Source organism: Microbacterium sp. GXS0129 (genome assembly GCF_044769785.1).
Classification (GTDB): domain Bacteria; phylum Actinomycetota; class Actinomycetes; order Actinomycetales; family Microbacteriaceae; genus Microbacterium; species Microbacterium nymphoidis.
Map to the genome: position 1 here is coordinate 1 of NZ_JBIZVZ010000003.1, position 20,603 is coordinate 20,603.

The 20,603-nt window shown below is 69.6% G+C and carries 15 protein-coding genes; 5 read left to right on the forward strand and 10 right to left on the reverse strand.

The genetic code is table 11. The features are described 5' to 3' along the window. The first annotated feature begins 289 nt into the window (after nt 1-289). Both deoD and ACIQJ5_RS10180 read left to right on the forward strand, forming a co-directional pair. Nucleotides 290-997, forward strand: a complete 708-nt coding sequence (deoD, locus tag ACIQJ5_RS10175; protein ID WP_231092310.1) for a purine-nucleoside phosphorylase — start codon at nt 290-292, stop codon at nt 995-997. Nucleotides 998-1,218: 221 nt separating this feature from the next. Further along, on the forward strand, nt 1,219-1,722 hold the full coding sequence (locus tag ACIQJ5_RS10180; RefSeq protein ID WP_231092309.1) for a hypothetical protein: 504 nt from the start codon (nt 1,219-1,221) through the stop codon (nt 1,720-1,722). Between the two features lie 99 nt (nt 1,723-1,821). Here ACIQJ5_RS10180 and ACIQJ5_RS10185 read toward each other — a convergent pair whose 3' ends face one another. From ACIQJ5_RS10185 to rsmA, 4 genes are all read right to left on the reverse strand, one after another. Continuing rightward, a complete protein-coding gene (locus ACIQJ5_RS10185; RefSeq protein WP_402843461.1) occupies nt 1,822-3,132 on the reverse strand; it encodes a GNAT family N-acetyltransferase in 1,311 nt (436 codons plus the stop codon). A gap of 62 nt (nt 3,133-3,194) precedes the next feature. Continuing rightward, complete coding sequence (locus tag ACIQJ5_RS10190) at nt 3,195-4,139, reverse strand: 4-(cytidine 5'-diphospho)-2-C-methyl-D-erythritol kinase (RefSeq protein ID WP_372459806.1); 945 nt, start codon at nt 4,137-4,139, stop codon at nt 3,195-3,197. Continuing rightward, nucleotides 4,136-5,197, reverse strand: a complete 1,062-nt coding sequence (locus ACIQJ5_RS10195) for an aldo/keto reductase (protein ID WP_402843464.1) — start codon at nt 5,195-5,197, stop codon at nt 4,136-4,138. The genes ACIQJ5_RS10190 and ACIQJ5_RS10195 overlap by 4 nt, the downstream gene beginning before the upstream one ends. 118 nt (nt 5,198-5,315) lie before the next feature. Further along, nucleotides 5,316-6,158, reverse strand: a complete 843-nt coding sequence (rsmA, locus tag ACIQJ5_RS10200; protein ID WP_402843467.1) for a 16S rRNA (adenine(1518)-N(6)/adenine(1519)-N(6))-dimethyltransferase RsmA — start codon at nt 6,156-6,158, stop codon at nt 5,316-5,318. Between the two features lie 77 nt (nt 6,159-6,235). On the opposite strand from rsmA, the gene ACIQJ5_RS10205 reads away from it, so the two are divergent. Beyond that, nucleotides 6,236-7,528: an MFS transporter gene (locus tag ACIQJ5_RS10205; RefSeq protein WP_402843470.1), complete on the forward strand. Its 1,293-nt coding sequence runs from the start codon at nt 6,236-6,238 to the stop codon at nt 7,526-7,528. On the opposite strand, the gene ACIQJ5_RS10210 is transcribed toward ACIQJ5_RS10205, so the two are convergent. From ACIQJ5_RS10210 to rsmI, 4 genes are all read right to left on the reverse strand, one after another. After that, nucleotides 7,477-8,664: a hypothetical protein gene (locus ACIQJ5_RS10210; RefSeq protein ID WP_402843473.1), complete on the reverse strand. Its 1,188-nt coding sequence runs from the start codon at nt 8,662-8,664 to the stop codon at nt 7,477-7,479. The genes ACIQJ5_RS10205 and ACIQJ5_RS10210 overlap by 52 nt on opposite strands. A 97-nt stretch (nt 8,665-8,761) precedes the next feature. Next, nucleotides 8,762-9,670: a TatD family hydrolase gene (locus ACIQJ5_RS10215; protein WP_402843476.1), complete on the reverse strand. Its 909-nt coding sequence runs from the start codon at nt 9,668-9,670 to the stop codon at nt 8,762-8,764. Further along, on the reverse strand, nt 9,667-11,241 hold the full coding sequence (gene metG, locus ACIQJ5_RS10220; protein ID WP_402843479.1) for a methionine--tRNA ligase: 1,575 nt from the start codon (nt 11,239-11,241) through the stop codon (nt 9,667-9,669). The genes ACIQJ5_RS10215 and metG overlap by 4 nt, the downstream gene beginning before the upstream one ends. A 53-nt stretch (nt 11,242-11,294) precedes the next feature. Further along, nucleotides 11,295-12,113 (reverse strand): 16S rRNA (cytidine(1402)-2'-O)-methyltransferase, encoded by an 819-nt coding sequence (rsmI, locus tag ACIQJ5_RS10225; protein ID WP_231092302.1) that lies wholly within the window; start codon nt 12,111-12,113, stop codon nt 11,295-11,297. 23 nt (nt 12,114-12,136) lie between these two features. Here rsmI and ACIQJ5_RS10230 point away from each other — a divergent pair, with 23 nt between their 5' ends. Next, nucleotides 12,137-13,825: a dolichyl-phosphate-mannose--protein mannosyltransferase gene (locus ACIQJ5_RS10230; RefSeq protein ID WP_402843482.1), complete on the forward strand. Its 1,689-nt coding sequence runs from the start codon at nt 12,137-12,139 to the stop codon at nt 13,823-13,825. On the opposite strand, the gene ACIQJ5_RS10235 is transcribed toward ACIQJ5_RS10230, so the two are convergent. Next, a complete protein-coding gene (locus ACIQJ5_RS10235) occupies nt 13,826-15,595 on the reverse strand; it encodes a thioredoxin domain-containing protein (protein WP_402843485.1) in 1,770 nt (589 codons plus the stop codon). Between the two features lie 4 nt (nt 15,596-15,599). Beyond that, the gene (locus ACIQJ5_RS10240; RefSeq protein WP_231092299.1) at nt 15,600-16,433 is read right to left on the reverse strand and encodes an aldo/keto reductase; all 834 of its coding nucleotides are present in this window, start codon (nt 16,431-16,433) and stop codon (nt 15,600-15,602) included. Between the two features lie 195 nt (nt 16,434-16,628). Here ACIQJ5_RS10240 and hrpA point away from each other — a divergent pair, with 195 nt between their 5' ends. Continuing rightward, nucleotides 16,629-20,588, forward strand: a complete 3,960-nt coding sequence (gene hrpA, locus ACIQJ5_RS10245) for an ATP-dependent RNA helicase HrpA (protein WP_402843488.1) — start codon at nt 16,629-16,631, stop codon at nt 20,586-20,588. Nucleotides 20,589-20,603 lie beyond the last annotated feature (15 nt).

Below are 20,603 nucleotides of genomic sequence, written 5' to 3' on the forward strand. Positions count from 1 at the left end.
CATCGTCCATCCCAGCCCCCAGACCGTGCCACATATAGTAGGCACGGCCGAGGTGCGAATGCACCGCTCGACCGAGACGATTCCGCGCGCTGTGATCACAGCTCCCCCACGGCGCACTGGGGACGCGATTCACGACGAGGAGGCACACGGAGGCATGCCGTGCGCCTCACCTCTGCCACCCGCCTTTCGACCGAGCAAGAACCCGCCAGGGTGCACTGACCCTGCGAGGGCGCCAGAACAGCACCCGGACTAGGCTGGGAGGGCCGCTCGGCCCGACGGAAGGAATCCCATGCCCACCGCTCACATCAGCGCTCAGCCCGGTGACTTCGCTCCCTCGGTCCTCATGCCCGGTGACCCGCGTCGCGCGCGCCGCATCGCTGAGACCTTCTTCGACTCCCCGCGCCTGGTCACCGAGGTCCGCGGCATCGAAGGATGGACAGGAACCTGGAACGGTCATGACATCTCGGTGATGGCTTCCGGCATGGGAATGCCGTCGATGAGCATCTACGCGACCGAGCTCATCCGCTTCTACGGGGTGAAGCGGATCGTCCGCGTCGGCACGGCCGGCGGCATGGCCGATGAGGTGCAGCTTGGTGAGGTCGTCATCGCGAACGCCGCGCACACCGACTCGTCCATGGCCGACTTCCGCATCCCCGGTGTTCGCTTCAGCGCGGTTCCCAGCTACGACCTGCTCGAGCGAGCCGTCGCAACCGCTCGGTCGAAGGGACTCGCCCACCGGGTGGGCCCGCTTTTCAGCTCGGACACCTTCTACTCCGACCGTCCGGAGCAGACGAAGGGGCTTATCGAGCACCACACGCTCGCCGTCGAGATGGAGGCCGCTGCGCTGTACGGCATCGCGATGCGCGAGGGGGTTGAAGCCCTCGCCGTCTGCAACATCAGCGATCACATCATCCGTGGCGAGGAGATGAACTCCGACGAGCGCGAGACGCGTTTCGGCCCCATGGTGGAGGTCGCGCTGGGCGCACTGTTCGGCTAAGCGGCCCGGTGCACCCGCGAGGTCACGCGCAGATCACGAGGTCGTCACAGGTTCATCACGGGTGGCTGAGCAGGCCCTGTCGCTGATGCTCCCCCTCGTATGCTCGTGGTTCCGGCAGGCTTCTCCCGCCGGCCTCGACGTGTCGTTTCCCCCTCTGACGATCCGGCGATGACACGAACCTGCCCGCACCTGCGGCGCCCGACGCGGAGGCCCTCCACTCCATGCGACGACCCATCCGACACGCCCTCGCGCTCTCCGCGCTCCTGATGGGAGCGACGCTGACGGGCTGCGGGGCTCAGGCGACGGCCAGCATCGCCGGGTCGACGAGTGCATCGACCACCGTGGAGGGAACCGCGGACGCGCTGCAGGATGTGCCGACCCCCTCGACGACGCCCGGCGTCACCTTCAATCTGCTCGTCGACACCGAGGCCAAGACGGTGCTGGGCCTGGACTGCGACTCACTCGCCGCACTCACGGGGGTGGCATCCGTCCCAGGCGAAGAGGACACGGTATCCGCGGTCCTCACCGACCCCAAGACCTGGCAGGCTCACGAGGCGACGTCCGCGTTCGCCGAAGCCATCGCCGATGCCGCGATGACCGAGACCCAGCCGATTCGCGCCGCGCTCACCAGCATGAGCACCGATGAGACGGCGATGCTGAAGCTCATCATCACCCACACACCGTCCGTCACCGAGGTGCACCTCGGCGTCGGCTCGACGCCGTAGCCCGGCGCCGGCCAGCAGCACCCCCGCGGCGCCACGGCGTGCTGGACCCCGCCGCGCCGCGTTTCAGTACCAGGCTGCGTTTCAGTACCAGGCCGCGTTTCAGTACCAGAAGGTGAGGCACGGGGTGACGCTGCCGCGGAACAGCGCGTCCACCCGGTCCACCGCATCGGTGCGGATACGCCCGGCCGCAGCGAGCGTTCGCACACGGACACCGCCGAGGTAGATGGCTGACAGCTCAGCGATCCCGAGGGATGCCAGCGGGACGCTCCCTGTCGCCTCACCTTCTCTCAGGATCCGCACCTGAGCAGTGCCGTCATCGGCCACCTCGAGAAGGTAGCGGCCGGCGGTGATCCCCAGCGGGTCCGTGACGTCGAGCACGACGGATCCCGCCTGCTCGTAGCGGCACGCCTGAAGCGCGGCTGCGACATCGACGATGCGGACGTACTGGTGATCGCGGAGCCTGATCTCGGCCGCACGCTGGTCGGCGATCATCCACCACAGCGGTTCGTCCGTGGATCGTTCGGTGGCCACGACCGTGCCCACCAGGTCATGCTCCAGGAGGAAATGCCAGAGCGCTGCGTAGGCGTCGTCGGTCGCGGCGTAGAGGAAGACCACCTCGAGCGTGGCCGGCGTGGGTGGCGTGCGATCGAGGGTGAAGGCCGCGAGTCCCTGGATCTCACCGGCCGCATCACGATACTGGATGGCGCGCACGGCACCCGCCGCTTCCGCGTCGCCCCGCAGGCGCAGCATGTCGTCCCAGTGCGGTCCCGGAACGATCACCTCGCCCGGAAGACGCAGGCGGATGCGCTCGTGCAGCTCCGGCGCGATGCGGCGTGCGTCCTCCCGGGAGACGTAGTCGATCCGCCCCGGGGTATCACCGCTCAGCCACCCGGCCCGTCGCGTATCGATGCGCCACGTGGCGGCCGCCGCTGCGGCGGCGAATCCGAAGCGGCCGTAGATGGTCGCCTCAGAGGCGGTGAGCATGGCCACCGGCAGCCCCGCACGCGCCGCTTCCCGCAGCTCCCCCGCCATGAGGGATCGGGCAAGGCCCCGACGCCGATGCGTGGCGGCCACCGTGACGGAGCTGATCGCGCTGGCTGGGACCGCGCGCCCGCCCGGCACGGTGAGCTCACTCAGCCAGGTGGCGAACGTGGCGACGGGCATATCCGGCAGAGCGCCCGCGGCGTCGTACACGCCGAGCCGGCGACGATATGCGGTGCCGGGGCGACCTGCCTCGTGATTGCGCTCCTCCGGCTCACGGTCCTGGAATCCGCGGCGCACCGCGGCACGCCAGGCGAGCGTGGATTCCTCGTCCTCCGCCAGACGCACCTCCAGTCCGCGCGCGGCGATCTCTGCGGCGGCCTGTTCGTCGAGGGGCGCGGTGCGGAAGGTCTCGGCGTCGACAGTCATGTGTTCCTCCAGCGTCGTGGGCTCACCTCACGCTATCGGGTGCCGGCGACATCGAGTCGCGATCAGACGATGCGAGCGCCCGGCACGGGTCCGTGCGCGTGAACGCCGACGTACCCGACCGCCGCCAGTTCATCGCGCACCGCGAGCGCCGCCGTGGCGTCCGCGCACAGCAGGGCGATGGTCGGACCGGAACCGGAGACGATGCCCGCCAGCGCTCCGGCGCGCAGGCCCGCGTCGATCGTGTCGGCGAGGTCTGGCCGCAGGGAGAGCGCAGCCACCTGCAGATCATTGCCGAGCGCCTCGGCCAGCCGACGCGAGTCCCCCGCTCGCAGCGCGTGAAGCACCTCATCATCCACACGCGGTCGCAGAGGAACCACGGGGAGGTCTGCGCGGTGACGAACACGGATCTCGTCCAGGGCGCCATACACCTGTGGCGTGGACATGCCGATCTCGCTCGGAACGAGCACCCAGTCGAAGCGTCCCTGCGTGAGGGCAGGCGTCAGCTCATCGCCACGCCCGGTGCCGATCGCCGTCCCGCCGAGCAGGGCGAACGGCACGTCGGCGCCGAGGCGAGCCGCCAGCTCGTGCAGCTGTGCCGAGGACTGCCGCGTGTCCCACAGCGCATCGCAGGCGACCAGCGCCGCAGCGGCATCGGCTGACCCCCCGCCCATCCCGCCGGCCACCGGCACGCCCTTGCGGATGTGCAGGTGGACGCCCGATGTCACACCGGTGCTCTGGGCCAGCAGGCGCGCCGCTCGCAGGGCGAGGTTCGAGTCGTCCACCGGCACATCGGTGACGTCGATGAAGCCGTCGCTCTCCACGGTGAGTGAGAAGTCCTCCGCCGCGGTGGCGGTCACCTCCTCGTACAAGGACAGCGCCTGGAACGCTGTCGCCAGCTCGTGATACCCGTCGTCTTGCAGTTCGCCGACGCCGAGGTGGATGTTCACCTTCCCCGCCGCGCGCACGCGGACCGGGGCTGTGCCGGGTTCGTACGCGCCGATGCTCACAGATCCGCCGATGCTGCCCAGAGGTTGACGTCGATGGCATCGGAGAGAGCGTCGATCTGCTCGAGCTCCTCGGTGTCGAACGCCGGTCCGTCCAGCGCGCCGAGGTTCTCATCCAGCTGCTGCGGACGCGATGCGCCGATGAGCGCGGAGGCGACGACCTCATCGCGCAGCACCCACTGGATGGCCATCTGGGCGAGCGACTGACCGCGCTCGCGTGCGATCGTGTTCAGCGACCGCAGCGCCTCGCGCTCGTCGGCGGTGATCTCGCGGAGCGAGCCGCGCTGCTGGGATCGATCGGCTACTCCGTCGCCCAGATGCTTGTCGGTCAGCAGGCCCTGGGCGAGCGGGGTGAAGGCGATCGCCCCCATCTGCTCCTGCCGCAGCACCTTGGTGAGGCCGTCCTCGATCCACCGGTTGAGGATCGAGTACGCGGGCTGGTGGATGACCAGCGGCGTTCCGAGCTCGCGCGCCACCGCCTTGGCCGCCACGGTGCGCTCGGCGCTGTAGGAGGAGATGCCGACGTACAGGGCCTTGCCCTGGCGGACCAGGGTGTCCAGCGCGCCGACCGTCTCCTCGATGGGGGTGTCCGGGTCGACGCGATGCGAGTAGAAGATGTCGACGTAGTCGAGGTTCATCCGTGTCAGCGAGGCCTCAGCGCTGGCGATGAGGTACTTCCGCGCTCCGAGGAACCCGTAGGGACCGGGCCACATGTCCCACCCGGCCTTGGAGGAGATGATGAGCTCGTCGCGGTACGGCGCGAAGTCCTCGCGGATCATGCGGCCGAAGTTCGTCTCCGCGGATCCGTAGGGCGGACCGTAGTTGTTGGCGAGGTCGAAGTGCGTGATCCCGGAATCGAAGGCGTGACGCAGCAGGGCTCGCTGGTTGTCGAACGGCACGTTGTCGCCGAAGTTCCACCACAGACCCAGGGAGATCGGCGGCAGGTAGAGGCCCGACTCCCCGACGCGACGGTAGTCGCCGCGGTCGTACCGTGCTTCGGCGGCGACGTACGGACGATGGGTGTCAGGAGTGCCGGGGCGGAAGCGGGGATTCTCAGTCACCCCACCAGGCTAGCGGGCTCGTGTTTCGCGGAGGTCACGTGACCCCTCCCCCGCTTCATCGCGCGCAATACGCTCCAAAAGTGGACGGATAGGCGCGATTCGCGCGCGATGAAGGCGGTCAGCGCGCCCGGGCGATCCGCAGGTAATCCTCCACCGTGAGCGCCTCACCGCGCGCGGTGGGATCGACGCCGGCGCGCTCCAGCACCTCGCTGGCTGCGGCCGCCGAACCTCCGAGCACGTTCGACAGCGCCTGGCGCAGCATCTTGCGGCGCTGGCCGAAAGCGGCGTCGATGATCTCGAACGTGGCGCGGCGCTCTTCCTCGGTACCGCGGGGCTGCTCGTCGCGGTGGAAGCCCACCAGGAGGCTGTCGACGTTCGGCACCGGCCAGAACACCTGGCGGGAGACGGTGCCGGCGAGCGCGAACGATCCGTACCACGCCGCCTTCACGCTGGGCGACCCGTAGACCTTCGACCCGGGTCCTGCGGCCAGCCGCTCGGCGACCTCCGCCTGCACCATGACCACACCGCGCCGGATGGTGTCGAAGGTCTCCAGGAAGTGCAGCAGCACCGGCACCGACACGTTGTACGGCAGATTCGCAACCAGCACCGTCGGATCCCCGGGAAGTTCCGTGACGCGCAGGGCGTCGGCATCCACCACGGTGAGCGCTCCCTCGAGCACTCCGCGCTCGCGCGCCGTCTCCGGCAGCCGCGCCGCCAGACGATGATCGATCTCCACCGCGGTCACGCTCGCCCCCGTCTCCAGGATGGCGAGGGTGAGGGAGCCGAGACCCGGACCGATCTCGACGACGCGCTCGTCCGGCTGCACCCGTGCGGCGGTGACGATCTTGCGCACGGTGTTGGCGTCGACGACGAAGTTCTGCCCCAGCTTCTTGGTCGGGGTGACGTCGAGTTCGGCGGCGAGGCGGCGGATCTCGGCGGCTCCGAGCAGGGACACGGTCATGTGTCCATTCTCCCGTACCCGAAACGCCCTCCCTGACACGGGCACGGGATGTCCGCCGTCCTCAATAGGATCGACGGGTGAGCTGGCTCGGAGAACGCATCGCCCCCGCGCGGCTCGGTCGCGATTTCCGATGGCTGATGACGGCGTCGTGGTCGAGCAACCTCGGCGACGGCATCATGCTCGCCGCGGGGCCGCTCCTGATCGCCTCGATGACCTCGTCCCCCGTGCTGGTGGCGTCCGGCGCGATGCTGCAGTTCCTGCCGTGGCTCCTGTTCGGGCTGCACGCCGGGGCGATCGCCGACCGGTTCAACCGCCGGCGCCTGGTCATCGGCGCCAACGCGGTGCGCGTGGTGCTGATCCTCGCGCTGGTGGTCTTCCTCTTCACCGGCACCGCCAACATCTGGATCGTTCTCGCCGCAGCGTTCCTGTACGGCTGCGCCGAGGTCTTCGCGGACACGACCAGCGGCACGCTGCTGCCGATGTTCGTGCGGAAGGAGGACCTCGGCATCGCGAACTCCCGGCTGCAGGCCGGCTTCCTCGTCGCCAATCAGTTCGGGGGCCCGCCGCTCGGTGCATTCCTGTTCGCCATCGGGTCCTTCTGGCCGTTCCTCCTGCAGGCGCTGTGCGTGGCGCTTGCCGCCATCCTGGTGTCCCGGATCGCCCACACCCCCATTCCTCCGAGGGAGAACACCGCACCCACCTCCGTCCACACCGACATCGCCGAGGGGGTGCGCTGGCTGTGGCGCAACCCGCCGGTGCGGATGCTCGTGATCATCATCCTGGTGTTCAATGTGACCTGGGCGGCTCCGTGGGGCGTGCTGGTGCTGTATGCGACCGAGCACCTCGGCATGGGCGAGGTGGGGTACGGCGCGCTCACCACCGCATCGGCCATCGGCGGCCTGCTGGCCACCGGCATGTTCGGCTGGCTGGAGCGTCATGTGTCGTTCGCCACGCTGATGCGCGTCTGCCTCGCGCTGGAGGTGGTGATGCACCTGGCGTTCGCGCTCACCACTTCGGGGGTGATCGCGCTGGTGATCATGTTCGGCTTCGGGCTGTATTCGTTCATCTGGGGTGCGATCTCCACCACGGTGCGCCAGCGCCTGGTCCCCCATGAGCTGCAAGGGCGCATCGGCGCGGTGAACATGGTGGGCGTGTTCGGCGGCATGGTCATCGGGCAGGGCATCGGCGGTGTCCTCGCCCAGACCTGGGGGCTGACGGCACCCTGGTGGTTCGCGTTCGTGGGCGCGGCCATCACCCTGGTGTTCGTCTGGCGGCCCATCTCGCAGATCGCGGCGGCACGGCCGGCCGAGGAGACGGCTCAGTCGGACGAGGACTCGTCGGACGGGGACTCGTCGGACGACGCCGACTGATCGCCGATGCGCGGCTCCGCCTCGTCGTGCGCCTCCTGCCGTTCGAGGGCACGCAGGTGAAGCGTGTATCGCTGCACGGAGGCGTCGAGGCTGCGAGCGGCGACCCCCGACAGGGCACTGCCTACGCCGACGCGGGGCGAGAGCACGGCCACGAGCGGCACCACGATCACGAGCGCGACGATGACGGCGACGGCCCACCCGTCGAAGTCGGATCTGTCGCCGAGAGCGAGCGCCGCGACGATTGCGAGGAGCGGACAGACGACGGCGAGGAGCACGATGCGCCCTGCCGGTGGAAACCACCCGCCCGCGCTCGGGCGCCGCACCTCGAGGTAGCGGTGGAAGGTCAGCAGCAGCGTGTAGCCCGCCTGGAGCACGACGATCGAGATGGCCCGTAGCGCGATGCCCTCCGGGCGCGCATCCCCGTGGAAGACGACGAAGGCCGCCGCCACGTCGATCACCAGCACGACACCGGTCCACGCCAGCACGCGCGGCCAGAGCGGATGCGCTCGCGCCTCGCCGCGCAGATCATCGCGCAAGGCCGTCTCGGCGCTGATGACCCGTCGCACCTGCGACACCCGCATCCCGGTGTTGCCGACGACGAGGTACAGCGCCGACAGCGTGGCGAACGCCGCCGTCAACAGGAGCTGGACGATGGCAATGAGCAGGATCGGCCACGGATCCACTCCGCTCAGCGCCACGAGGACGCCGAGGGCCGTGATGAGGGTCCATCCCACCGCGAGGATCATCTGCACCACCGAGCGCAGTCGCAGGAGGATCGCTGTCCGCTCGGCGGAGTCCGTCGATGCCAGCGCGGTGAACATCACGATGGTGACGAACACCGTGAACGCCGCCGCGGCCACCGGGATGTAGATGCGCGAGGCGTCCACCGCGTCCACCACCAGCTCGGAGACCCGCTCGACCGGCACCACCTCGGCGACGGCGCGCAGCGTGAGGGGGCCGGAACCCGCCTCCGCGATCGTGCCGAGCAGGAGCAGCATGCCGACGACGGTCAGCAGCACCGGCACGAGGGCCGAGTTCAGCCACGCGCGCCGGGACTGGTCCGCCCACAGCGATGCGAACGCGTCAGACGCCATCCGGATGTCGGACGCGGAATCCGCTCGCGATTGCTCTCGCATGAGCCCTATTGTCCTGGCTCGTCCGCTTCATTGTGCGCAATTGGCTCCAAAACCCGGAGGTTTGGAGCCAATTGCGCGCAATGAAACGGGTGTCGACTCAGTTCGTGAAGGAACCGTAGGCACGCACGGTGTTCTCGGCGACCTGGGCGGCGAGGACGTCCTCGTCCAGGTTCAGCTCCGCAGCCATCGCCCGCAGTGTGATCGGGATCAGGTACGAGGCGTTGGGGCGACCCCGATACGGAGTGGGGGTCAGGAACGGCGCGTCGGTCTCCACGAGGATCCGCTCCACCGGCGTGACCCGCAGCGCATCGCGCAGGTTCTGCGCGTTCTTGAACGTGATGTTGCCCGCGAACGACAGGTAGTAGCCGGCATCAGCGCACTCGCGCGCCATCTCGGCGTCTCCGGAGAAGCAGTGGAACACGGTGCGCTCCGGGGCTCCCACACGCGCGAGGGTGTCCAGCACCTCACGGTGCGCGTCGCGGTCGTGGATCTGCATCGCGATGTCGTGCTTCTTGGCGAGCGCGATGTGCGCCTCGAACGAGCGGTACTGGGCCGGGCGACCGTCATCATCGGTGCGGAAGAAGTCCAGCCCGGTCTCGCCGATGGCGCGCACACGAGGCTGGGCCGCGAGCTCGTCGATCACCGCGATGGCCTCATCCAGCTTGCCCGCCGCCTCGTACAGCGGGGCATCGTTGGGATGGATGGCCACGGCTGCCAGCACCCGCGGATGCGTTGCGGCGGCGTGAGCGCACCAGCGCGAGGACTCGATGTCGCCACCCGCGTTGATCACGCCGGCCACGCCCACGGACGCGGCGCGCTCCAGCTGCTCATCCAAGCTCAGCGGCTCGTCGCCGTCGAGGATCTCCAGATGGGCGTGGTTGTCGTACACGGGCACGCGCAGCGGCTCGGGCGCCTCCGGATAACGCAGGTCGCGACCGTCAGCGCGGCGCTGGGTGACGTAGTTGCTGATGCCGTCACCCGTGCCGCCGTTTCCGCTCGCGGTCACGCGGTCTCCACGCGCGGGAACAGCGGCGCGAGGCCGTTGACGGAGGTCCCCGGCTTCAGCGCCCCCCAGGTCCCGGCTTCGCGCAGCGGCTGGTCCTGCAGCCGGCCCAGCGACTCTGCGGCGCCGAGTGCGATCCACAGCTTCTCCGTGGCCTTCGGCATCACCGGGCTGAGCAGCACATCGAGCGCGCGGAGCCCCTCCGCCGCGGTGTAGAGCACGGTGCCCAGACGCTCACGCTGCGCATCGTCCTTCGCCAGCGACCACGGCTCGTTGTCGGTGATGTACTGGTTCAGCGCGTCGACGATCGTCCAGATGGCCGCGATCGCCTCATCGGTGCGGAACCGCTCGATGGCGGCGTCGGCATCGCGCACGGCGTCCGCGACGACCTGCTGGATGTGCAGGTCGCCGTCGGCGTAGGCGCCGGGTGCGGGAACGATGCCCTCGAAGTAGCGCTCGATCATCGCGACCGTGCGCGAGGCGAGGTTCCCGAAGCCGTTGGCGAGCTCGGCCTGGTAGCGCGCGGCGAGGTCCTCCCAGGAGAACGAGCCGTCCTGCCCGAAGGCGATGGCCGAGAGGAAGTAGAAGCGGTACGCGTCGGAGCCGAACACGTCCGTGATCTCGGTGGGCGCGATACCGGTGAGCTTCGACTTGGACATCTTCTCGCCGCCCACCAGCAGCCAGCCGTGCGCGAAGACGCCCTTCGGCACCTCCAGTCCTGCGGCCATGAGCATCGCGGGCCAGATGACGGCGTGGAAGCGGAGGATGTCCTTGCCCACCACGTGGTAGCCGGGCCAGCGGCGCTCGAACTCGCCGTCCTGGTCGCCGAACCCGATGGCGGTCGCGTAGTTGAGCAGGGCGTCGACCCACACGTAGATGACGTGCGACTCGTCCCAGGGCAGCGGGATACCCCAGTCGAAGGCGGAGCGCGAGATGGACAGGTCCTTGAGGCCGGACCGGACGAACGAGACGACCTCGTTGCGGGCGGACTCGGGACGGATGAAGTCGGGGCGCTCCTTGTAGAGCTCGAGCAGCTTGTCCTGGAACTCGCTCAGCTTGAAGAAGTAGTTCTTCTCCTGCAGCAGCTCCAGCGGCTTCGAGTGGATGGCACAGACCTTCAAACCCTCGAACGGGCCGGTGCCGTCGACGATCTCCGACTCGGGCTTGAACTCCTCGCAGCCGACGCAGTACAGCGCCTCGTACTCGCCCGCGTAGATGTAGCCGCGGTCGTAGATGGCCTGCACGAACTTCTTGACGCGCTCCTCATGACGCTCCTGCGTCGTGCGGATGAAGTCGTCGTTGGCGATGTCGAGGGTCTCCAGCTGCGGGAACCAGGCCTCGGTGACCAGCTTGTCAACCCACTCCTGGGGCGTCACCCCGTTGGCGGCTGCAGCACGCAGCATCTTCTGGCCGTGCTCGTCCGTGCCCGTGAGCATCCAGGTGTCATCCCCGGCCTGGCGGTGCCAGCGCGCAAGCGTGTCGACCGCCACGGTCGTGTACCCGTGCCCGATGTGGGGAACATCGCTCGGGTAGTAGATCGGGGTGGTGATGTAGAAGGAATCGCCGGTGCTCACCCCTCGATTCTAGGCGGTGAGCCGCGAGCCTCCCGCCGTATGACCTCCCGCGCTCAGCCGCGCGCCGCGAGAGCCGCCTGATACAGCTCGCGCGAGGAATGGCCGGTGAGCCCGGCGACCTCGGCGCACGCGTCTTTCAGCCGGATCCCGCTCGCGGCGAGGCTCTGCACCTGGGTGACGGCATCGGCGAACGGCACATCCGCGGCGGTGGCGCCTTCGATGACGACGGCGATCTCTCCCCGCACCCCCTCGGCCGCCCACGCGGCAAGCTCGGCCGCGGTGCCGCGACGAATCTCCTCGTGCAGCTTCGTGAGTTCTCGGGCGACGACCACCCGGCGACCCTCTCCGAGCTCGGTCGCCACATCGGCGAGCGAAGCCGCCAGCCGCTGCGGCGACTCGAAGAACACCATGGTGCGCGACTCTCGGGCCAGGCGGCGCAACACCGAGCGGCGCTCTCCCTGCTTGCGCGGGAGGAAGCCCTCGAAGCTGAAGCGGTCCGTCGGCAGACCCGAGACGGCGAGCGCGGTGATGACGGCGCTCGGACCGGGGATCGCGGTGACCGTGACACCTGCAGCGGCGGCCGCAGCCACCAGTCCGTAACCCGGATCGCTGACCGTCGGCATTCCGGCGTCAGACAGCACGAGCAGATCGGTGTCGCGAGCCAGGGCGACGAGTTCGGCGGCCTTCGCCTTCTCGTTGTGATCGTGCAGCGCCAGCAGCCGGGGACGGTTCTGAACACCCAGCGCCGACAGCAGCCGGATCGTGGTACGGGTGTCCTCCGCGGCGATCACCTCGGCGTTCTCCAGCGCCTGGACCAGCCGTGCCGAGGCGTCGGAGAGATTGCCGATGGGCGTGGCCGCGAGGATGATCACGGTTCCAGCTTAGGCTGGACGCCGTGACCGAACCCCGTGACCGCGATGAGCTGCTTCCTGCGGCCGCCGAGAGCACCGCGCCCGCGCCCGTGGGCACCGATCCCGGCGCGACGGATGTCGCGTCAGCCACCGGAGCGACGACGCTCCTCGCTGCGGACGAACGACCGGCCGACACCGCCCGCGAGCGGCCCGATTACGTCGGTCCCGGGATTCGCGAGGCCTGGGCTCGCTGGTGGGCGCGGCGCGCTGCCACCCCGGTTCTGCGCGACATCCCGGATCACTGGCGCGGCGCCGTGGAGTGGGTGGTTCCGGGACTGCTCATGCTGGTCGCGGCTCTCATCCGCTTCACCGGTCTCGATCACCCCCATCAGCTCGTCTTCGATGAGACCTACTACGTCAAGGACGCCTGGTCGCTGTCTCACCTCGGCTACGAGGCCAACTGGCCGGAGGGCGCCAACGAGAAGTTCGCCGCCGGCGACACGGACATCTTCGAGACCAGCGGCGCGCGCGTCGTGCACCCGCCGCTAGGCAAATGGCTGATCGCTGCGGGGATGTGGATCTTCGGCGGCGCCTCCAGCTTCGGCTGGCGCTTCTCGACGGCGCTGTTCGGTGTCCTGACGGTGCTGGTGGTCTACCTCATCATGCGCCGCATGACGCGCTCGATCGCCTGGGCCGCGATCGCCGCGGGCTTCGTCGCCATCGACGGCATCGCCATCGTGATGAGCCGCGTGGCGCTGCTCGACGGCATCCTCACCTTCTTCGTCCTGCTGGGCGTCTACTTCGTGCTGCTGGATCATCGCCCCACGATGGCGCGCATCGCACGGTCGGCCGACTCGTTCACGGGCCCCACCATGTGGAATCGCCCCTGGCTGATCGCCGCAGGCATCGCGTTCGGTGCGGCCGGTGCAGTCAAGTGGAGCGGCTTCTACGCCCTCGCCGGCTTCGGCATCTACCTCGTGGCGGCCGACGCGTTCGCCCGGCGCCGCGCCGGCATCAAGATGTGGGGTTCCGCGGCGATCGGCCGTCAGGCACCGGCCACGTTCGTGCTGCTGGTCCCCGTCGCGTTCGTCGTGTATCTGCTGTCGTGGACCGGCTGGCTGGTCACCTCGGGCGGCTACATGCGCGACTCGGATTCCAATCCGTTCGTGGCGCTGTACAAGTACCACATGGACTCGTTCTCGTTCCATGTCGGGCTGAGCACGCCGCACAGTTACATGAGCCCGGCGTGGCAGTGGCCGTTCCTGGTGCGCCCGACGTCCATGTTCTGGGATTCCACCTCGTGCGACCCGGACAAGACCAACGCGTGCGCCGAGGCCATCACCTCCATCCCGAATCCCGCCCTGTGGTGGATTGGCGCGATCGCGACCCTCGTGCTCCTCTACGGTCTCGTGCGCTTCCGCGACTGGCGCTACGCCATCGTGCTGGTCGGGTTCGCGACCTCGTACCTGCCGTGGCTGGCCGTTCCCGAGCGCACGATCTTCCAGTTCTACACCGTCATCATGGAACCGTTCATGATGATGGCGATCGCGCTGGTGCTGCAGCGACTCAGCGAATCCGGGCCACCTGACGAGCGCCGCGCCTGGCGGATCGTGACGGGCGTGATCATCGCCGTGGCCGTCGCGCTCTCGGTCTTCTTCCTGCCGCTGTGGACTGGAATGGCGACGTCGCGCGACTACTGGCAGCTGCACATGTGGCTGCCCACCTGGATCTGATCAGGCCAAGTCGGCGGGATCGGTGATCGGGAGCCGGCAGACGAACTCCTCGCACACGTAGGCTGCGGGGCCGCTGCGGCCCGCGAACAGGGAGAAACCGGCCGCAGCGAAGGACTCGGCCTGGGCCGGTGTGACGCACACCACGAGGTCCGCCCGCAGTTCGCGCGCCCGGCGGCTGAGCGGTCCGGCGTCGGGTTCGACCACCACGATCTGCCGCGAGGGACGGGAGATGTCAGCGGCGATGCGCAGCAGCGCGCCGTGTGCCAGGGGCGCGGCCGCCGCAGTCGCGAGATGCGGGCGCACGATGTCCTCCGCCGCGTGACGGTGCTCGTCGCCTGCGCCGAGAATCCAGGCCAGAAGGTGGGCGTCGGCGAGGGCCGCGGGGGCAGACGGCTCGTCACCGTCGGAGACGTCGCCGGGGACGGTGATGCCGAGCGTCCCGAGCACCGGATCACCCGAGCGGCTCGGCGCCTCGGCGAGCAGGTCTCGCGCCCGTACCGCCCAGTGGCTGTCGCCCGTCGCGATCGCGAGCCGGAACAGGCCGCCGGCCAGCTGGGCGAGATCGGCGACGCCGGCGGCAGCACGACCGCGGATCTCGTCCACCGAAGCACGCACCCACACGCCGTCCGCGCCGTTGATCTCGAGCACGGCCAACGCGGCGCGTTCGGCCGCGGAGATGAGCTCGGGATCATCCAGGCGTGCGCCGGCCTCCGCCAGCGCACCGATGGCCAGGCCGTTCCAGCCGGTGATGACCTTGCCATCGATGGCGGGACGATCCAGTTCCGCGCGCCGCGACGCCGGGCAGGTGTAGTACCCCCCGGCGGACGGCTCCCCGTCGATGATCGACTCGGCATCCTGTGCGGCGCCGAATCCGCCGCCGGGCTGCTGCAGCACATCGAGCAGAAAGCGACCGAGATGCGCGGCCAGGCCCGCCTGCCTGGCCGCGGTCGCGACCTGCAGCAGTTGCGCGTTGTCGATGAGCATGCGCTCGTAGTGCGGCTCTGTCCAGTCGCGCCGGGTGGCGTAGCGGAAGACCCCGCCGTCGACCGGATCGAACAGCGGTGAGCGCTCGATCGCGTTCAGCGCACGGTGCAGGATCTCGGCGGCGGTGACCGGCAGCCCCGGCGCCTGGAGGAATCGCAACACCGTCGGCAGGGGGAACTTCGCTCCGGTACCGAAACCGCCATACGGGGCGTCCTCCGCCTCGCGGAGCCGATCAAGCGCCGCACCCACCGCCTGCACCAGGTCGCTTTGCTTCGCGGGGACGGGAGCCGCGGCGGCGAGCGCACCGCGGATCGACCGCCCGATCGATTCCGCCTGGTCGCGCCGCTGCGTCCAGGCTTCGCTGACCGCGGCGAGCACGGAGCGGAAGTCGGGGCGCCCCGCGACCGGCACCGGGGGCCAATAGGTACCGGCGTAGAGCGGGAGGCCATCGGGGGTGACGAACACATTGAGGGGCCACCCCAGATCACGCGTGAAGGCGGCCGCGGCGGCGAGGAATGCGGCGTCGACCTCCGGATGCTCCTCCCGATCCACCTTGACGGCCACGAAGCCGGCGTTGAGGATCGCCGCGGTCTCGGGGTCTGCGAACGACTCTCGTGCCATGACGTGGCACCAGTGGCAGGTGGAGTAACCGATCGAGACGAGCACCGGGACGTCCCGGTCCCGCGCGTGCGCGAAAGCCTCCTCGCCCCACGGGTACCACGCCACCGGATGAGCGGCGTGGGTGCGCAGGTACGGGCTGATCGCGTCGGCGAGCCGGGACGCCACGGTCTCAGTTGACGTCGTCGGGGTGCGAGGCCACGCGGCCGGCCGCTCCCTCATCCAGTGCGGTGATGGCAGCGACCTCCGCGTCGCTCAGCGTGAAGTCGAACACGTCGAGGTTCTCGCGCAGGCGCTCGGCGCGCACCGACTTGGGGAACACGATGCGCCCCTCCTGCAGGTGCCAGCGCAGCACCACCTGGGCCGCGGACTTGCCGTGGGCGGTAGCGGCGTCGCTGATCGCGGCGAACTCCTGCAGATCGTACTTGCCCTGTCCGAGCGGCCCCCAGGCCTCGATCTTCACGTCGTGCTGCGCGGCCCACTCGGCGATCTCGCGCTGCTGGTAACGCGGGTGCAGTTCGATCTGGTTGACGGCGGGGACCACGCCCACCTCCGCCACCGAACGCTCGAGGTGAGGCACGAGGAAGTTGGAGACGCCGGCGCTACGCGTCAGGCCCGCGTCACGGATCTCGACGACCTTCTGCCACGCGTGGACGTAGTTGTCCTTCGCGGGCGTCGGCCAGTGCACGAGGTACAGGTCGACGAAGTCGAGACGGAGCTTGGTGAGGCTCTCCTCGATGGCGCGGTTCGGTTCGTCGCCGTCGTGCCGGTCGTTCCACAGCTTCGTGGTGACGTACAGCTCGTTGCGGGGGATGCCGGACGCGGCGATCGCAGCGCCGACGCCCTCTTCGTTGCCGTAGATGGCCGCGGTGTCGATGTGACGGTAGCCGATCTCCAGCGCCTCGCTCACCGCCCGCTCGGTGTCTGCCGGCGGCACCTTGAAGACGCCGTAGCCGAGCTGGGGAATCGAGGTGCCGTCATTGAGGGTGAGGGTCGGAATGCTCATCGTCCTATGCAACCACCGTTTCGGCCCCCGCGCGCCGGCTTCGTCGCATCCGGTCATCCGTCCACCGCGTCCCGAAATGAGGGGAATGCGCCGAGAGGAGCGCCGAACCGGCCCGATTCCCCTCGTTTCGCGCACATCCCCTCGTTTCAGGCCGGCGCCGCCGTCACCGTGCCGCGCATGAGAGACTGGAGGGCTATGTCTGCGCCCGTCATCGTGTATCCCCCGGAACTGCCGGTCAGTGCGGCGCGCGACGAGATCGCCGCTGCCATCCGCGACCACCAGGTGGTGATCGTCGCCGGTGCCACGGGCTCCGGAAAGACGACACAGCTGCCGAAGATCGCGTACGAACTGGGGCGGCGCCGCATCGCCCACACGCAGCCGCGGCGGCTCGCCGCGCGCACCATCGCCGAGCGCATCGCCGAGGAGATGCGGGTCCAGCTGGGCTCGCTCGTCGGCTACAAGGTCCGCTTCACGGACCAGGTGAGCGACGACACCGCGATCGCCCTGATGACCGACGGCATTCTCCTCAACGAGATCCATCGTGACCGGCTGCTGCGCCGCTACGACACGATCATCATCGACGAGGCGCACGAGCGCTCGCTCAACATCGACTTCCTCATGGGCTATCTCGTGCGGATCCTTCCGGAGCGGCCCGACCTCAAGGTCATCATCACGTCCGCGACCATCGATCCGGAGAGCTTCGCGAAGCACTTCGGGCGCCCCGGCTCCCCCACCCCTGTCATCGAGGTCTCCGGACGCACCTACCCGGTGGAGATCCGCTATCGCGCACCCGAGCAGGACGAGGACGGCGAGAACGACGACAGCGGCGATGACATCGATGCGATCGTGGCGGCACTGAAGGAACTCGACCGCGAGGCCCCGGGCGACGTCCTGGTGTTCCTGCCCGGCGAGGCGGAGATCCGCGATGCCGCGGACGCCGTGCGCGGGGCGTTTCGCAGCACGACGGCGCCTGTCGAGGTCCTGCCGCTGTTCGGCCGGTTGTCGGCCGCCGACCAGCACCGGGTGTTCGAGCCGTCGCGGGTGGCCGGAGTGCGTCGCCGGGTGATCCTCGCCACCAACGTGGCGGAGACCTCCCTCACGGTGCCCGGCATCAAGTACGTCATCGACACCGGCACCGCCCGCATCTCGCGCTACTCGACGCGCTCGAAGGTGCAGCGGCTGCCGATCGAAGCCGTGTCCCAGGCTTCCGCGCAGCAGCGATCCGGGCGCGCGGGCCGCACCAGCGACGGCATCGCGATCCGCCTGTACGCGCAGGAGGACTTCGAGCGCCGCCCCGAGTTCACCGACCCCGAGATCCTCCGCACCAACCTCGCCTCGGTCGTGCTGCAGATGCTGTCGCTGGGCTTCGGGGACATCGCCGCGTTCCCGTTCCTCACGCCGCCGGACTCCCGCAACATCAAGGCCGCGATCGATCTGCTCACTGAGCTCGGCGCGGTGCGTGAGGGACGTGACGGCCCCCAGCTCACCCGTATCGGCCGCGATCTGGTGCGCCTGCCGATCGAGCCGCGTTTCGCCCGCATGCTCCTGGAGGGGGCACGCACCGGTGTGCTCGGCGACCTCCTCGCCATCGTCGGCGGCCTCTCCATCCAGGACGTCCGCGAGCGCCCCGAAGACAAGCGCGAGCAGGCCGACGCGAAGCACGCCCGCTTCACGGATCCGACCAGCGACTTCCTCACCCTGCTGAACCTCTGGAACCACCTGAACGAGCAGCGGGAAGCGCTGGGGTCGTCGGCGTTCCGACGCTTGTGCCGTGAGGAGTTCCTCAACTACGTCCGCGTGCGCGAGTGGTTCGACGTGCATCGCCAGCTCACCAGCCTCACCCGCGACGTGGCCCGTCGCGAGCGCGAGCGTCCGGCCGAACGGTCCGGATCCGCCCGCCGCGCGCCGCGCCGGGATTCCCGGTCCGCCGACGCCGCGCCGCGCGAGGGAAGCCGGATCCCCGGCGCACAGGCCGATGCGATCCATCAGGCTGTGCTGTCGGGCCTGCTGAGCCAGATCGGCGTGCTCGATGAGCGTTCCGCTCCGCGACAGGTCCCGGGTCAGCGTCCCGAGAAGGGGCGCAAGATCACGCAGTACCGCGGTGCGCGCGGCATCACGTTCTCGATCTTCCCCGGTTCGGGCCTGCGCAAGCGTTCGCCGCAGGCCGTCATGGCGGCGGAGCTGGTGGAGACCTCCCGTCTCTTCGCACGCACGGTCGCCGCGATCGACCCGGCCTGGGCGGAGTCGCTCGCCGGCGATCTGGCGCACCGTTCCGTGAGCGAGCCGCACTGGTCCAAGCAGTCGGGTGCGGCCATGGCGTACGAGAAGGTCACGCTCTATGGCGTGGAGATCGTCCCCCGCCGACGCGTGCAGTTCGCGCGCGTGGATCGGGCGGCGGCGCGGGAGCTGTTCGTGCGGCACGCGCTGGTCGAGGGCGAGTGGGATCCGTCCCGCCTCCCTCAGAACCTCACGCAGTTCCTGCGCCAGAATCATGAGCTGCGACGCCGGCTGGAGAAGCAGGAGGAGCGCGAGCGCCGCCGCGACATCCTGGTGGGCGATGAAGCGGTCTTCGACTTCTATCAGGCCCGGATCCCGGCCGACGTCTTCGACGTGCGCTCGTTCGAGGCGTGGTGGCGGGAGAGCATCACGCGCACCCCGAAGCTGCTGACGATGCGCGAGGAGGACCTCGTCGATCGCGCACACCGCTCCGATGCGAACGACTTCCCCTCCCGGTGGACGCAGGGCGACCAGACGCTGAACCTCGCCTACCGGTTCGAGCCCGGAGCGGCCGACGATGGCGTCTCCGTCGTGGTCCCCCTCCCCCTGCTCGCCGGTCTCCGACCCGACGGGTTCGACTGGCAGGTCCCCGGGATGCGCGACGAACTCATCACGGCGATGCTGCGTGCGCTGCCCAAGGCGATCCGCCGCAACGTGGTGCCCGCCGCCGACTGGGCGGAGAAGTTCTCCGCGGAGCTGGCCGGCACCGGCCCGGAGGACACGGACGGGCTTCCGGCCACGAGCCTCGCGGCCGCGCTCGCCCGGCGCATCCAGCCCATCGCCAACCAGCCGGTGTCCGCGGACGCCTTCGAGCTGGATCGGGTGCCCGCGCACCTGACGATGTCGTTCCGCGCGGTGGACGCCCGGGGACGGGCCATCGACTCCGACCGCGACCTCGCCGCCCTGCAGGCACGACTCGCCGACCGCGCGCGCGACTCCGTCGCCTCCTCGCTGCAGCGCTCGCCCACGTCCTCCCCCGACCGCGTCGCCGCCGCGCCGCAGCGCACCATCGAACGCAGCGGCATCACGGACTGGGACCTGGACGAGCTGCCCGTGCAGGTGGACACGAAGGTAGCCGGCGGTGTCGTGCGTGGCTACCCGGCGCTGTCCGACGACGGCGAGTCCGTGTCGATTCGCGTGCTGACCGATCCGGCGGAGGCGGAGCGCATGACGCGCCTCGGCGTGCGCCGGCTGGTACTGCTGCATGTGCCGTCGCCCGTGTCGTACGTGCAGGAGCATCTCACCTCGAAGGAGAAGCTCTCCCTTGCCGCATCCCCGTATTCCGGCGTGCGTGCGCTGATCGAGGACGCGCGCGTCGCCGTGGCCGACGAGGTGATCGCGGCGACCGTTCCCGGCGTCGTCCGGACCCGAGCGGACTTCGAACGCGCGCGCGATGCGGTCTCCGCGGCCGTCATCGACCGCACCTTCCAGACCGTGGGCCTGATCTCCCGCATCCTCGATCTGCACCGCGAGGCCGGCAAGCTCCTCAAGGGCACGACCAGCATGGCGCTTCTGGGGGCGCTCGGAGACATCCGCGCCCAGCTGGATGCGCTGGTGCGGCCCGGATTCGTCTCCGCCACCGGTCTCGCCCGGCTCGCTCACCTGCCCCGTTACCTGGAGGCGGTGAAGATCCGTCTCCAGCAGCTGAGCGAGAACCCCGGACGCGACCGAGCATGGATGACCGAGTTCGAACGCGCCCGCGCCCTCTACGACGAGGCCGGCGGCACCATTCCCGAAACCCCCGGGATGTCCGCGTCCCTCGTCCACGTGCGCTGGCTCCTGGAGGAGCTTCGGGTGTCCCTCTTCGCCCAGCGCCTCGGAACGGCCGAGGCGGTGTCCGTGCAGCGCGTCGCGAAAGCCCTCCGCGAGCGCGCCTGATCATGCACAGTCTCC